This is a genomic window from Flocculibacter collagenilyticus (assembly GCF_016469335.1).
GTDB lineage: Bacteria > Pseudomonadota > Gammaproteobacteria > Enterobacterales > Alteromonadaceae > Flocculibacter > Flocculibacter collagenilyticus.
Genome location: NZ_CP059888.1, coordinates 2,666,267 through 2,681,176 on the forward strand (window position 1 = coordinate 2,666,267; position 14,910 = coordinate 2,681,176).

10 protein-coding genes are annotated in these 14,910 nt (G+C 39.6%); 3 read left to right on the top strand and 7 right to left on the bottom strand.

All coding sequences use genetic code 11. The features are described from left to right. Window positions 1-6: 6 nt before the first annotated feature. The 6 genes from hisS to ndk form a co-directional block, all read right to left on the bottom strand. Complete coding sequence (gene hisS, locus HUU81_RS11840) at window positions 7-1,281, bottom strand: histidine--tRNA ligase (RefSeq protein WP_199609145.1); 1,275 nt, start codon at window positions 1,279-1,281, stop codon at window positions 7-9. Between the two features lie 148 nt (window positions 1,282-1,429). After that, window positions 1,430-2,530 carry a flavodoxin-dependent (E)-4-hydroxy-3-methylbut-2-enyl-diphosphate synthase gene (ispG, locus tag HUU81_RS11845; RefSeq protein ID WP_199609146.1) on the bottom strand — a complete coding sequence of 367 codons (1,101 nt, stop codon included), beginning with the start codon at window positions 2,528-2,530 and terminating at the stop codon, window positions 1,430-1,432. Window positions 2,531-2,534: 4 nt separating this feature from the next. After that, window positions 2,535-3,515 (bottom strand): RodZ domain-containing protein, encoded by a 981-nt coding sequence (locus tag HUU81_RS11850; RefSeq protein ID WP_199609147.1) that lies wholly within the window; start codon window positions 3,513-3,515, stop codon window positions 2,535-2,537. Further along, complete coding sequence (pilW, locus tag HUU81_RS11855) at window positions 3,515-5,095, bottom strand: type IV pilus biogenesis/stability protein PilW (protein WP_199609148.1); 1,581 nt, start codon at window positions 5,093-5,095, stop codon at window positions 3,515-3,517. Before pilW ends, HUU81_RS11850 begins: the two co-directional genes overlap by 1 nt. Window positions 5,096-5,122: 27 nt before the next feature. After that, window positions 5,123-6,247: a bifunctional tRNA (adenosine(37)-C2)-methyltransferase TrmG/ribosomal RNA large subunit methyltransferase RlmN gene (locus HUU81_RS11860; protein WP_199609149.1), complete on the bottom strand. Its 1,125-nt coding sequence runs from the start codon at window positions 6,245-6,247 to the stop codon at window positions 5,123-5,125. 240 nt (window positions 6,248-6,487) lie between these two features. Beyond that, on the bottom strand, window positions 6,488-6,919 hold the full coding sequence (gene ndk, locus HUU81_RS11865) for a nucleoside-diphosphate kinase (RefSeq protein ID WP_199609150.1): 432 nt from the start codon (window positions 6,917-6,919) through the stop codon (window positions 6,488-6,490). Window positions 6,920-7,297: 378 nt separating this feature from the next. Here ndk and trhP point away from each other — a divergent pair, with 378 nt between their 5' ends. Both trhP and HUU81_RS11875 read left to right on the top strand, forming a co-directional pair. Further along, complete coding sequence (gene trhP / locus HUU81_RS11870) at window positions 7,298-8,725, top strand: prephenate-dependent tRNA uridine(34) hydroxylase TrhP (protein ID WP_199609151.1); 1,428 nt, start codon at window positions 7,298-7,300, stop codon at window positions 8,723-8,725. Continuing rightward, window positions 8,725-8,970, top strand: a complete 246-nt coding sequence (locus HUU81_RS11875; RefSeq protein ID WP_199609152.1) for a YfhL family 4Fe-4S dicluster ferredoxin — start codon at window positions 8,725-8,727, stop codon at window positions 8,968-8,970. Before trhP ends, HUU81_RS11875 begins: the two co-directional genes overlap by 1 nt. 28 nt (window positions 8,971-8,998) lie before the next feature. Here the strand turns inward: HUU81_RS11875 and HUU81_RS11880 are convergent, their stop codons facing one another. Next, a complete protein-coding gene (locus HUU81_RS11880) occupies window positions 8,999-12,004 on the bottom strand; it encodes a bifunctional diguanylate cyclase/phosphodiesterase (RefSeq protein WP_233520493.1) in 3,006 nt (1,001 codons plus the stop codon). Between the two features lie 449 nt (window positions 12,005-12,453). On the opposite strand from HUU81_RS11880, the gene HUU81_RS11885 reads away from it, so the two are divergent. Continuing rightward, complete coding sequence (locus tag HUU81_RS11885; protein ID WP_199609153.1) at window positions 12,454-14,787, top strand: penicillin acylase family protein; 2,334 nt, start codon at window positions 12,454-12,456, stop codon at window positions 14,785-14,787. Window positions 14,788-14,910 lie beyond the last annotated feature (123 nt).

Sequence of the window (14,910 nt, forward strand, 5' to 3'; positions counted from 1 at the left end):
TTCCTCTTACAACCATTCTTTTAAAGTGTCAGCTAATGCGTTTAACGCAATGCTTTGTTGTTCTTGTTCTTTTCTTAAGTGCTTTACAGTAACCGTTTTATTAACGATTTCATCTTCACCAATAATTAACGCAAAGGAAGCACCGCTTTTATCTGCACGCTTCATCTGCTTTTTAAAGTTACCACCACCACAATGTGACATAATTTTCGCACTCGGCAGTTGGTCTCTCAATTGTTCTGCGACAATACTGGCATGACTTGCTGCTTGCTCTCCCATCGCACACACATATACTTGTGCTGGCGATAAATCAGCATTTGACGCCTCTAATGTTTCTAACAATAAGATCAAGCGTTCAATTCCCATCGCAAAACCAACTGCTGTAGTGGCTTTACCACCTAACTGCTCAACCAAACCATCGTATCGGCCACCCGCACATACTGTACCTTGCGCACCTAGCGAGTTAGTTACCCACTCAAAAACAGTACGATTATAATAATCTAAACCACGCACTAGCTTTTCATTAACCAGGTATTCGATACCTAATTCATCTAATCGTTCACATAATTGTGAAAAATGTTGTTTCGACTCTTCATCTAAGTGTTCGGATAACTTAGGCGCATCTTGCAGAACGGCTTGAACATCTGGGTTCTTCGAGTCCAAAACACGTAATGGATTAGAATACATTCTGCGCTGACTGTCTTCGTCTAAACTTTCTTTATGTTGCTCTAGGTAAGCAATCAGAAGATCACGATAGGCAGCGCGAGACTCTTTTGAGCCAAGGCTATTAATTTCTAGCGTTAAATGCTCAGCAATACCAAAACGTTTCCACATTCTTGCGGTCATTAAAATCATTTCAGCATCGATGTCAGGACCCGCAATACCAAATGCTTCTACACCTAACTGGTGGAATTGACGATAGCGCCCTTTTTGAGGACGTTCATGACGAAACATAGGCCCCATGTACCATAAACGTTGCTCTTGATTATAAAGCAATCCATTTTGGTTTCCGGCACGAACACAACAAGCTGTGCCTTCAGGACGCAACGTTAAAGACTCACCATTGCGGTCTTCAAATGTGTACATTTCCTTTTCAACAATATCAGTAACTTCGCCTATCGAGCGTTTAAAAAGTTCTGTTACTTCAACAATTGGAAAACGGATCTCTGAATAACCGTAGGACGCTACAGTTTCACGAATAACCGATTCCGCCATTTGCCAAACAGGCGTTTGGGTCGGCAGACAATCGTTCATTCCTCTAATTGCTTGAATTTGTTTTACCACTGATTTAGTTTCCAGTTGTTTCTATTGTTGACAAAATAGCGCGCATTATAGCCGTTAACCTTAATTTGATAAAGCACAGGGTGTTGATTAACGCTCAAAAGCATTGAATGCTAGGACATATTAAAACGCACGCTTTTTCATTCGGTAATTAAAGATTCGTCACTTTAATCCGGTTGCTTAAATATTGACGTACTTGAGACTCTAATTCATCAACAATATTATCGTTATTTATACGCAGTTTTTGTCGCTCACCGTTAACGTATAACCCACTTCTCGTTTTTGCCCCTGCAAGACCTACATCAGAAACTAACGCTTCACCTGGTCCGTTAACAACACAGCCAATAACCGATACCGTCATAGGGTCGATGATATCTTCTAAGCGCTCTTCAAGCGCATTCATTGTATTTACTACGTCGAACTCTTGTCTTGAACAGCTTGGGCAGGCAATAAAGTTAATACCTCTTGAACGAATACCTAACGACTTGAGAATATCAAAGCCAACTTTAACCTCTTCTACTGGATCTGCGGCCAATGAAATGCGCAACGTATCACCAATGCCTTCAGCTAAGAGCATACCTAAGCCAACCGCAGACTTAACTGCACCGCTTCTAAAACCACCAGCCTCTGTAATACCAAGGTGTAAAGGTTGTTCAATTTGCTGAGCAAGAAGTCGATATGAGCCGACAGCCAAAAATACATTCGACGCTTTCACACTTACTTTAAATTGGTCAAAGTTCATGCGATCCAATATATCCACATGGCGCATTGCAGACTCAACCAGTGCTTCAGGCACAGGTTCATGATATTTTTCTTGGATATCTTTCTCTAAAGAGCCGCCATTCACGCCAATTCGAATTGGGATCCCTTTATCTTTGGCACAATCGACTACTGAGCGAATGCGTTGCTCGTTACCAATATTACCTGGGTTTATTCTTAAACAATCAACACCGTATTCCGCTACTTTTAGTGCTATCCGATAATCAAAATGAATATCAGCAACTAAAGGAATAGATGTTTGCTGCTTAATCAATTTAAATGCTTCTGCGGCATCCATTGTAGGAACCGACACGCGCACAATATCGGCACCCGCTTGTTGAATTGCTTCAATTTGCTTTACGGTTGCAGCAACATCGGTAGTTAATGTATTCGTCATTGACTGAACTGAAATAGGTGCATCACCACCTACAAGTACATTACCTACTTTTATTTGTTTGGACTTGCGTCGCTGAATCGGAGATTCACTAAACATAATTTTACTCTATTGGAACTTCAAAATTTGCGGCAATATTTTGCGATAATGAAGACAGATCAACATCTTCACCATCTAACTGAATGATAACAGCACCCGGGCTACATACTGTAACTTGGAAAGGTGCAATACCTTTTACATTCATTTCGTAACCTTCTTTTTTGGTACCGTAAGCAATGCGGTCTTCTGTTGAGTCCACCACATTTATCCAACAATCCTTTGAAAAAAGCATGGTTAATCTGCTCGGCTCTGCTTGCACCCACTCACCTTCGGCGTTTTTACTAGTTTGCGCAACAGCAGCAAGATCACTTGCCGTTAATGTTTCACTTTCGCTAGATGTACTCGTATTGCTTATTTCTTTAGCTGTAGTCTGCTGATCATCTGGATTTTGTATATTGGACGTATCGGCTTTATTGCTTTGTTGTACCTCAGCATTACTCGCTACTTTTTTTTTATTACTGGTATCCGTGTTTATTGCTGCGTTAGCAGCATCGTTCGATGATTCAGCTGGCAATGCTACTTCAACCGCTTCTCCAACTGGCTCTCCTGTCGATATTTCCAATGACGGCAGTGCCAATGTGTCACGCTCTTGCCACCACCAAGCCAAGAAAGAGGCCACAATAATAAAACCAACAACATAGCTCACCCACATTAATTTTGTGTCATGACTTAGTCGTTCAGTACGTTTAGAAAATGACTGCATTTCAGAAGACTGTTTTGTAGCCACATCGAAATGCTCAAATGCAGAAAACACTTCGCTTTCAGATACATTAACTAATTTTGCATACGCTCTAATATATCCACGAACAAAGGTTTGTGAGCCTAATTTCTCAAACTCGTTTGACTCAATATTTTCAATTACTGCAGGCTTTAAATTAAGCTTAGCCGCTACATCTTGCTGCGACAGCCCTTTGCTTGCTCTCGCTTCTTGTAACAGTTGTCCTGGCGTGACAACTTCAATATTTTCAGATAACTCTTCACTCATTAGTATTTACTCGGATTAACGATTATTATTTTCTGACCGAGCGTTATACGATCATCTTTTTTCATTTTATTCCATTTTAATAACTTGCTTAAGCGAACTTTATACTTCAACGCCAACCCGTATAGGGTGTCACCCTCTTTAATAGCATGATACACCTTTGGGCTCTTAAGATAGACTTTAGAGTCTGCGAACAAAGGCCCGTTTTCGGTTAAATCATTCCACTCCATTAACTTTTCCATGCGAATGTTATATTTCATTGAAATAAGATACAAGGTATCGCCTTTTTCTACACGGTGAAATGGCACTTCAACTTTCTTTAATCTAGCAATGATCTGGTTCGTAGTAAGATCATCATATGCGTCTACCTGTTCGAACACTTGACTGTTAGTACTGGTAGTACTGGCCGTTTCATCAGTTACATCCTTTACAGCTTGCTCTTTAACAGTATCACTATCAGAAACAGAGCCATTAACTAATAAAGGTTCTGCATCTTCTTGCTGGCTTTCTCTTTTATTTATCGTTGGTTTAGCACTTAGTCTAGATAAAACCTCATCACTTCCTTGCTTATTTTGAGCTGTCTCAATGCTAGTTTGAACAGTAGAGGTTGCCTGCGTATTTATTTCTACACTAGAAGCCGCAGGTGATTTTTTCTTTACAATCTTAATTTTAGGAGCTGCACTTGGTTGACCGCGCTTTTCACTCTTATTAGTCGTTTGGTCAGCATTACCATGCATCGTTGATGCCTTAAGTAACTCTTGTAATCGATGCTCTTCGTATCTATTTTTTAGTCGCTCAAACTCACTCGTGTGTAATCTATTTTTAATATAGCTCTGCGCTTCATAAGACTCAGGAAATAGTTTCACTAACATACTAGCGTAAGTTTTAGCAGCATCCACATTGCCCATGATCCGCTCTACTTTATGCCTAAGCATCAAGCCACGAGCACTCATTTTATTGTTTTTATCCATTCGCTCTAAATATGTGCGGGCAGCAACATAGTCGCTCTTAGCATACGCTAATGCCGCTAAACTTAATAAAGTGTTAGCTCGGAATGGGTTATGAGATAGGGAAAACGTTAAATATTCTTCACCTTTATCGTATAAATCATGCTCAAGTGCGCATAATCCTAAGTTTTCATAAGTGTCAGCAACACGAATATAGCTAGGTACTTTAATCGCACGCAGCATAAGCTTTTCTGCTTTCTCATATTGACCAACTTTACACAAAAAAGCGCCGTAATTATTTAGCGTATCTGGATTTTTTGGATCTAAGTCTATCGCTTTTTCATATGACTTAATCGCTAAGCCATGTTCATTCACCATCTGATAATAGTAAGCTAAGCTGATATGCACTTCAGGCATTTTAGGTGCAAAAGTTAAGGCTTTTTCTAAATTGTATTTAGCTTGAGAAGGCTCGCCGTTTTTTAAATAATTCAACCCTAAGGCGATACGGGTGTGAGCAGCATCTTGCGGATCAAACTTTCTTTGAAATACCGGTTTTTCAGACCCCTTTACCGAGGTCTGAGTAACACATCCGCTTAGTAATGCAAGTGATAAGGTGGTAACAACAAGACGTAACATAAATCCAAACTGTGTAATTATTTTCTCTTACACCATTTTCACTGAAATCTCGTCACCTTTCATCTGTTTTTTTACTAATCTTTTAGTACGGTCGATAACATCACCTACTAATTGTCCGCATGCAGCATCAATATCATCCCCTCGCGTACGTCTTACAATACACGTAAGTCCCGCGTCCTGCAGCACTTTAGAGAAACGATCAATGCGGCTATTACTAGAACGCTCATACGGTGAACCCGGGTAAGGGTTAAACGGGATCAGATTTATTTTAGATGGCGTACCACGTAGCACTTTCACCAATTCGTGAGCCTGATCGGTTGAGTCATTAATACCAGACAGCATCACATACTCAATGGTTACACTGCTATTTGCTTTGGAACCATCAATGTAACGACGACAGGCAGCTAAGAATGTATCAATATCATACTTCTTATTAATAGGAACTAATTCGTTTCTAAGCTCGTTATTAGGCGCATGAAGTGAAATGGCTAGGGCAACGTCAATTTTTTCTTTTAAAATATCCAGAGCTGGAACAACACCCGATGTGCTTAATGTCACGCGGCGTTTAGATAAACCAAAGCCCCAGTCATCCATCATTAATTCCATAGCAGGGACTACATTATTTAAGTTTAATAATGGTTCACCCATTCCCATCATTACGACGTTTGTAACTGGGCGACGAGTACTATCACCATGTAACCCAATATCACGCGCAACGCGCCAAACTTGGCCGATAATTTCTGAGACTTTTAAATTACGGTTAAAGCCTTGTTGAGCAGTAGAGCAAAAAGTACATTCAAGTGCACAGCCTACTTGAGAAGAGACACAAAGTGTGGCTCTATCTTTTTCAGGGATCCAAACCGCTTCAACTTCTTGACCACCTTCTAACAGTAAAGCGTATTTTTTAGTACCGTCGGAGGCGTCTTGTCTAACAGAAATTTCAGGCGCTTTGATTTCACACATGGCGCGAAGCTTTTCTTTCAGCTTTTTGTTAATGTTGCTCATTTCGTCAAAGTTGTCATGACCAAAATGATAAATCCATTTCATTACTTGATCGCCACGGAACGGCTTTTCTCCGATAGATTCGAAAAATTCGCGCATTTGCGAACGAGTTAGATCAAGAAGATTAATTTTCTTTGAAGTGGCGCTCATGGATTTCCTCAAACAACTTACAAAAAATAACACTTAGTGTTGTAAACGATAGTAATGCATTACATTTATTCACCCTACCCTTGATTAGCTCTCTAGGGTAAAAATGGCGACAAATTGTACAATATTTATACAAAAATAACCAACTGAATTGTATTTTTACCAATCCTAGTTAGATTTGCTATAAATACTGGCACTAAAAAAGGGGGCTTCGCCCCCTTTTTTAACGTTAATCGCTAGCGATTAACGAGTACGTGAGCAAAGCTCTTCTTCAGTGAAGAAGTAAGCAATTTCACGTGCAGCAGATTCAGGAGCATCTGAACCGTGTACTGCATTTTCGTCAATTGACTCAGCGTAATCAGCACGAAGAGTACCAGCTAACGCTTCAGCAGGGTTAGTAGCACCCATGATTTCACGGTTTTTAAGTACTGCATTTTCGCCTTCAAGAACTTGAACCATCACTGGACCAGAAGTCATGAACTCAACTAACGCGCCAAAGAAAGGACGTTCTTTGTGCTCAGCGTAAAAGCCTTCAGCTTGCTCTTGAGAAAGGTGAACCATTTTAGATGCTACGATACGAAGACCAGCACTTTCAAAACGGTTATAGATAGCGCCAATTACGTTTTTAGCAACTGCGTCAGGTTTGATGATTGAAAAAGTACGCTGTAAAGCCATTTTTCTGCTCCAAAAATTGATGGTTTGTTAAACGTATTTCCAATACATACATGAAAAACCGCTTAACCAACCTAGTTAATTAAGAAATCTAAAAATTCTGGGCGCGAATTATACGCTAGCTTGATGCAAGCCACAATTATATTTTTAGCTTGAGTGAACCACCTAAAATTCAAAAACATAACTTGATCAAAATCAACATAATAGAAATGAAAGGATAAAGAGCCCTTTACCCTGCACTGTAAGGGTTATAAAATGCGCACCCGCTATTTTTAGAGCTAGACTCAGTGCTTAACTTAAACGGTCATGCCACAGATTTATCAATAGTCCGATTTATAGCTAACACAAATGCGTTAACAGATTAAGGTTCATGAGGTAATTATGTCAGACACACAAAATATCCAACAAACGCAAGCACAAGCTTGGCTTAAACCGGAATTACTTGCACCTGCTGGCAGCCTTAAAAACATGCGTTATGCCTTTGCATATGGTGCAGATGCCGTATACGCAGGGCAACCTCGTTATAGCTTACGTGTTCGCAATAATGAATTTAACTTAGAAAATCTCGCTATTGGTATAAAAGAAGCACATCAACAAAATAAAAAGTTTTATGTGGTTAGTAATATCGCACCCCACAATGGCAAAATTAATACTTATTTAAAAGATATTAAGCCTGTAATTGAAATGGGGCCAGACGCGCTTATCATGTCAGATCCCGGCTTAATTATGTTAGTGCGTGAAGCCTTTCCAGATATGCCAATTCACTTGTCGGTACAAGCGAACGCCGTCAATTACGCCACTGTAAAGTTTTGGGCAAAACAAGGTATTGAACGTGTTATTTTATCGCGCGAATTATCACTTAATGAAATAGAAGAAATACGTGAGTTGTGTCCAGAAACTGAACTAGAAGTGTTTGTTCATGGTGCTTTATGCATGGCTTACTCTGGCCGCTGTTTATTATCAGGATACATGAACAAACGCGACCCTAATCAAGGCACTTGCACTAACGCCTGCCGTTGGAGTTACGACGTAAAAGAAGCGAAAGAAGATGAAACGGGTGATGTTGTTCAAAAAATCACCCCTAATGACGTTATACCTACGCTAGGTGAAGGCCAGCCAACCGATAACATTTTCATGTTGGAACAAGATGGTAAGCCAGGTGAGTTAATGCCGGCATTTGAGGATGAACACGGCACTTACATAATGAACTCGAAAGATCTTCGTGCGGTACAGCATGTTGAACGTTTAACTAAAATGGGCGTGCATTCATTAAAAATTGAAGGCCGAACAAAGTCCCATTATTACTGCGCCCGAACTGCTCAAGTGTATCGTCGCGCAATTGATGACGCTGTTGCTGGTAAGCCATTTGATGCAAGTTTAATGAAAGTGTTAGAAAACCTCGCGCATAGAGGCTACACCGAAGGTTTCTTAAGACGTCATGCTCATCAAGAATATCAGAACTATGACTATGGCCACTCGGTAAGTGATCAGCAGCAATTCTGTGGTGACGTTATTGAGCGTAACCAATACAACGGTCTAGTCGAAATTGAAGTTAAAAATAAATTCAGTGTTGGCGATCAATTAGAGTTAATGACGCCAAACGGCAATATTAGTTTTACTCTAAATAAAATGTTAGATAAAAGTGGCAAAGACACTGATGTTGCAAAAGGTTCTGGTCACACCGTTTATATTCCACTGCCAGAGGATATAGATTTGTCTTTTGCCATTTTGCTACGGAATTTAGATACACCTAGCATACAGAGTGAGAGTAGTAAAAAATCAATCGCCACCTTATCTGGTAACCTTTAATGGCACTAAAGATTTTAGACAGCTGCATTAATTGTGATATGTGTGATCCAGAATGCCCCAATGAAGCCATTTCTATGGGGCAAAAGATATATGAGATTGAGCCAGACAAGTGTACAGAGTGTGTTGGGCATTACGATAACCCAACATGTGTCAGCGTTTGTCCTATTAACTGTATTATTGTTGATCCAGATAATATTGAAACGGTGGATCAATTAGCTGAGAAATTTGTCAAACTACATGGTTGATCATTGACTCAACCATAACTCCACTACTTTATTTATAATGCCACGTTGCAATTAATTGCTCTTCTGTAAGTGGCTTGCTGTAAAAGTATCCTTGCATCACGTAGCAACTATTTTTACATAAGAAATCTATTTGCTCTTTCGTTTCAACACCTTCTGCAACTAACGCTAAATTCAATTTTTGCGCCATGGCAATAATAGCCGCAGTGATCTCTTCATCATCCTTGTCTTCAGGTATGTCTTTAATAAACGAGCGATCTATTTTTAAGGTGTCGACCGGGAGCTGTTTAATGTAACTAAGTGATGAGTATCCAGTACCAAAATCATCAATTGAAATAGAAAAGCCTAACTGCTTCAACTCGTTTAATTGCGTAATAGCCGCTTCAATATTCCCCATTAACATACTTTCAGTGATCTCTAAACCAATGCGATGTGGCTCAATGTTGGTCCGTTCAATCACACTGATTAATAAGGGGACTAGGCTTTCATCTTTAAATTGTCTAGCAGATAAGTTGATAGACACTTTCGCCGCTTGGTTAGATGCTAAGTTACGCAGTATAAAATTAGCAGCCTCTTCCACTACCCACTGCCCTAAGGGCACAATTAATCCTGTTGTTTCAGCCACTGGAATAAAACTATCCGGTGATATCATGCCTTTTTCAGGGTGGTTCCAGCGGATCAGCGCTTCATACCCCACTGTCGAACTTGTTCTAGCATCAACTTGTGGCTGATAATAAAGTGTTAATTCATTTCGGCTTAGGGCTAACCTTAATTCATTTTCTATGATGAGCTTTTCTTTAGCCGCTTTATCAAGCGCCTCATTAAAGAAATGAAAGTTGCAGCGTCCATCAACTTTAGCTTGATACATTGCCAAGTCAGCTTGCTTTAATAAAGTATCTTCATCTACCTCGCCATCGGTTGCTATCGTAATGCCGATACTTGCACTAACAATCACTTCATTAGCCCCAAGCTTAATAGGCTTGATAATCGTCTTTTGAACAACATCAGCAAGTTCAGCGGCATCTTGTTCGTTAGAAGTGTTACTCAGCAAGATAGCGAATTCATCACCGCCTAACCGAGCAATAATGTCGTCTTGTCGTAACCGTATTTTTAGTCGGTTAGCCACCTCAACTAGCAATCGGTCTCCTGCATCATGGCCTAAAGTATCGTTAATACGTTTAAATTCATCTAAGTCGAAATAAAATAAACAAAATGCATAGCTGCCACGTGTCACTCTTGCTATCGCTTTTTTCAGTTCAGCTTTAAAGTAGGTTCTGTTAACGAGTCCAGTTAATGTGTCGAAATATGCCAGCTTCTCCATTTGCTTTTGGCTTTCTTTCATAAAAGTGATGTCTTGAAATGAGTACACATAATTGGTGACAGCTCCCCTTTCATCTCTGATTGGCGCAACCGACATGCTCACCCACTTAGGTTTGTCTTTACGTGAAATAAGTAATAAATCACCCGACCAATGGCAACGCGTACGAAGATCATGCTCAATTAAGTTGGCTGTTATGTCTCTATCCATCGCAATCACCTGCCTTGCAGGCCCGCCAACAAAGTCATCCACTTCACTATCGGTTAAATTCAGCAAGCTCTTATTCACGTACTCAATTCTAAAGTGTTTATCCGTTATAAAAATGCCACTGCCCGCATTTGCCACCGCTTTAGACAGCCGCCTCGCTTCAGATTTTGCTTCTTCTTTCTCTGCAATACGTTTATTTAATCCTTCAATAAGCGCATTAACATCATCTCCCATGCGAAGAAATGCACGGCTTAACACTCCAATTTCATCATTACTGTTCGAAAGCGCAACGGGAGGAATATGACTAAGGTTACTGACTTTGCCGCGTCTAAAATTTTTAGTGTAATTTACTAGCCTATTAATGCGCTTAAATCCAAGATGATAAAGAATTTGCTGAAGGAGAATGGATAATAAAATAGCAACAAAGATAAATATCACAATTCGCTTATTTCGAAACTCAACTAGGGTCTCTAACACTTTGTGCTCTGGAATAAATACACCAACATACCAGTCTACCGTTCGCAAAGGCTGTAAACTAATCATGATTGTGCCGTGTTCATTATCAAAAGAGGCTTTAACTCGCTTATTTACTTTTTGCTCAATAAACTCAGCAATAAACTGATGCAACGCATTACCACCAATCAACTTAGAGTCCATTGGCTGATTAAGTGTTCCTTGCCGACCTAAAATGCGTTTTTCTAAATCTGGGTGTAGTAAAATATTTCCCTTTTTGTCGAATAAAATTAAATTCCTGTCGTTTTCGGTTTCACCTATATCCTTATAGCGATTAAACAAACTATCAAGTATTAAATCACTGCCTGTTACCCCTTTAAATTCTCCCTTTTTATAAATAGGCACAATTAAACTTGTCATCCACTTCTGCCAAATATCGTCGTAATATACTGGGGTCCATATCGGCTGTTTGCTAGGGTTATTTTCTGGCGTTGCAATACTATAAAAGATGTCGTCTGCAAATCGATGTTCGGTTTCAAGCTCTATTGCCCAGTCAGCCGGGGCAATCCGAATAAAGTTATCGTTAGTGATTAAATAAAAATTAAAAAATGAATGGGTAATTACCGGTGCAATTTTTCGCCATAAATGTTCACTTTTAATGATGTACTGCTCTACCTCATTATTAAAATTAACGAATGGAACAAATGCACCAGAATACCCATCCGTGGTGCGAACAGCCCCATCCTCCCCGCTAATAATATTGGCATGATTAAAGTTAGATACTTTAGGATTTACGAAAATCTCATCTGACACGATTAAATTTGCGGATAATGCAATTGTCTCTTTTTCTTCAAACAATGCATTTATTTGTTTTGCATACCGCTGATTAGTAAAAGACAGTGCATCAAATTCTTGGGCAATGAGCTGCTGCTTTTGTATGTTATAAGTCCAATAAACCACCATACTGCCAACACACAAACAGGTAAAAAAAATGATGATAGGAAGCCTAACTGTTAGCGAATTCAAACCAAATTTAAATGAAACTACATCTTTATTCACTATCAGCCTTTGTGTATTGTTTAATCAATGCTTGCCATTACCGTCTTTATAATTAAGAACTTATAAAAAAGTGCTATAACTTCTATCATAATGTTTTTTCATTTACTGACAACTCCCAATTTTTTAATTTATATTTGGCCAGAATATCTTCAAAGTGTAGTCAATATTGTAGGTTTACTCTGAATATTTTAAGGATGTGCGCTTCTTTCAGGTTAGTCTTCCCCTAAAATAAGTGTTCAAATAAACACCAAGTACTGATTAGTTGTGTTTTAAAAACATAATTTTTATGCTGGGACGTTACGTTTTACAAACATCAGCTAAAAAAATGAATGCGAATATTGGATGTGAAAGCACGTATGCATAAAATAAAAATCAGCCTTATCTTCATTATAAGCTTGAGCATTATATTAGCCTTGAGCACATTTATAGCACTTACGCTAAGCAAACCGATGATCGAAGGAAATATCCCTTCACCAGTGTTAGCAAACGATGTACTGGTAGAAAGAGATAAACAAGGTGTAGTGACTATTACTGCTAAAAGCCGACATGACGCCTCCTATGCACTGGGTTTTGTTCACGCACAAGAACGATTTTTTCAGATGGATTTACTTCGTCGAAATGCTGCGGGAGAAATCTCTGAAATTTTTGGTAGCATTGCCGTTGAATATGATAAAAGCATTCGCATCCATCAGTTTAGAAAACGCGCGAAGCACGCATTAAAACACTTAGACGACGCCCATTTAGCGATTTTGAAACAGTATGCTAAAGGCGTTAATGATGGGTTATTAAAGCTTACTGTCACTCCTTTTGAGTACTTATTATTGCAACAATCACCACAGCCATGGCTTGCCGAAGACTCGTTACTGGCTATCTACAGCATGTACCTGCAATTACAAGATAAAGAAGGTAAGCGAGAGCAACTATTAGGTATTTTAAACGATACATTACCTAAATCTGTTTTCCGCTTTTTAACGCCCAAAGGGAGTCAGTGGGATGCCCCTATTGATAGCACAAATTATTTAGCAAGCTCACCAAGCTCAGTTCCTAAATTTGACATTAACTCGCTAACTCCGCCGGAACAAGCTGGCTTTATAAATAATATTGATTCTCCGCACCTTTATGGCTCAAATAATTGGGCAATTTCAGGGCAATTAACACCACACGGTGCCGCCATCGTGGCTAATGATATGCATTTGAACATATCAGTGCCGAATACATGGTTCAGAGCAACGTTAGTTGTATCAAATAAAAATAAAAGTAACTTAAGTCAACCGCATGCAAATGCCGAACTTTGGGTAAGTGGGCTTACCCTTCCGGGTGCCCCAGCGATAGTTGTAGGTAGTAACAAACACATTGCATGGGGCTTTACCAATAGTTATGGAGACTGGAGCGATTTAGTAAAAATAAAGTGGGTCGACGATAACACTTATCAAACAGCTTTCGGCATAAAAAACATACAGCACATGACAGAGGTAATTAATGTAAAAGGCAACGAGCCAATACACTTTACCTTTAAATCAAGCATTTGGGGACCTATTATCGGGCAAGATCATAACGGTACTGATCTCGCTTATCGCTGGGTTGCTCACGATGTTGAAGGCATTAATTTTAATTTACTCAACCTTGAAAATAGTCAATCTATAAATAATGCATTAGAAGTAGCGGCAACAGCAGGTATGCCAGCACAGAATTTAGTGGTTGGTGATGCCCAAGGCAATATTGCATGGACCATTATGGGGCCAATTCCCATTAAACTATCAACAGAAACAGAAACAGAAACAGAAACAGAAACAGAAACGCCCCAATATTGGACAGAAAAAAATGTGGGCTGGCAAGGCTACCTACCTGAGAACAAATATCCTCATGTGATTAATCCTCCTGAAAGGCGCTTATGGACAGCAAATTCTAAAGTCGTTGGCGGCAGTCACTACAATAAACTTGGTAACGGTGGCTACGCGCTTGGCGCAAGAGCAAAGCAAATAAAAGAAAATCTATTTAACCAAGATTCATTCAATGAACTTCAAGCATTTGAAGTTCAACTAGACGATCGCGCGCTATTTTTAGCACGCTGGCATGCACTGATTATGCAACATGCTTTGTCAGAGCCATTTATAAAACATAATCATCTTGAGGCTCTAAAACTTCATCTACATAATTGGCAAGCACGGGCGTCTGTCGACTCCGTGGGGTACACCATTGTAAAGCACTTCAGAAATGAAGTGTTTAATTTAGTGCTCGCACCGATTCAACAGCACGTACTTGCCCATAATGACCAGCTGACACTGTCACCGCTTAAAAGGCAATTAGAACCCTCAATTTGGCTACTTGTGAATCAACAACCTACATCTTGGCTACCTAATAAATACCAATCATGGACTGCATTATTAGAGCATGCACTTCTAAATGTACACACCAAGCTAACCGCAACCTATGGCAGTTTAGAAAATGCGAATTGGGGAGCCGTTAACAGGACCCATATTCGCCATCCGATGAGTAAAAGCTTACCATTATTGGGTTGGTTAACAGATATGCCACAAAGCCAAATAAGTGGTGATACCTTTATGCCTAAAGTTCAAGGGGTGGCGTTTGGCTCATCACAACGTATGACTGTTGCGCCGGGGAAAGAAGAGTTTGGTATATTAACGGTGCCGACAAGCCAGTCGAGCCACCCGCTTTCGCCTTATTATAGAAAAGGCCACGATGATTGGGTTAAAGCCATACCAGCACCGTTTCTGCCAACAGAAACACAATACTCACTGACATTAAAAGCCACACATAATTAACGTGCAGCACATTAATTACTTGACAGAAAGCAGTAAAGTTTTACAGTAGAAGCATGCACACGATATCTATTTTTACTTTTCGATTTTTTATTACCTTTTTTTGCTTAGGCAAAGAGGGGTAAT

Coding starts and splice junctions, on each gene's coding strand:
- HUU81_RS11885 (WP_199609153.1), top strand. CDS start 12,454: ATGATCGAAGGAAATATCCCTTCACCAGTGTTAGCAAACGATGTACTG.
- ndk (WP_199609150.1), bottom strand. CDS start 6,919: ATGGCTTTACAGCGTACTTTTTCAATCATCAAACCTGACGCAGTTGCT.
- HUU81_RS11860 (WP_199609149.1), bottom strand. CDS start 6,247: ATGAGCGCCACTTCAAAGAAAATTAATCTTCTTGATCTAACTCGTTCG.
- trhP (WP_199609151.1), top strand. CDS start 7,298: ATGTCAGACACACAAAATATCCAACAAACGCAAGCACAAGCTTGGCTT.
- HUU81_RS11875 (WP_199609152.1), top strand. CDS start 8,725: ATGGCACTAAAGATTTTAGACAGCTGCATTAATTGTGATATGTGTGAT.
- ispG (WP_199609146.1), bottom strand. CDS start 2,530: ATGTTTAGTGAATCTCCGATTCAGCGACGCAAGTCCAAACAAATAAAA.
- pilW (WP_199609148.1), bottom strand. CDS start 5,095: ATGTTACGTCTTGTTGTTACCACCTTATCACTTGCATTACTAAGCGGA.
- HUU81_RS11850 (WP_199609147.1), bottom strand. CDS start 3,515: ATGAGTGAAGAGTTATCTGAAAATATTGAAGTTGTCACGCCAGGACAA.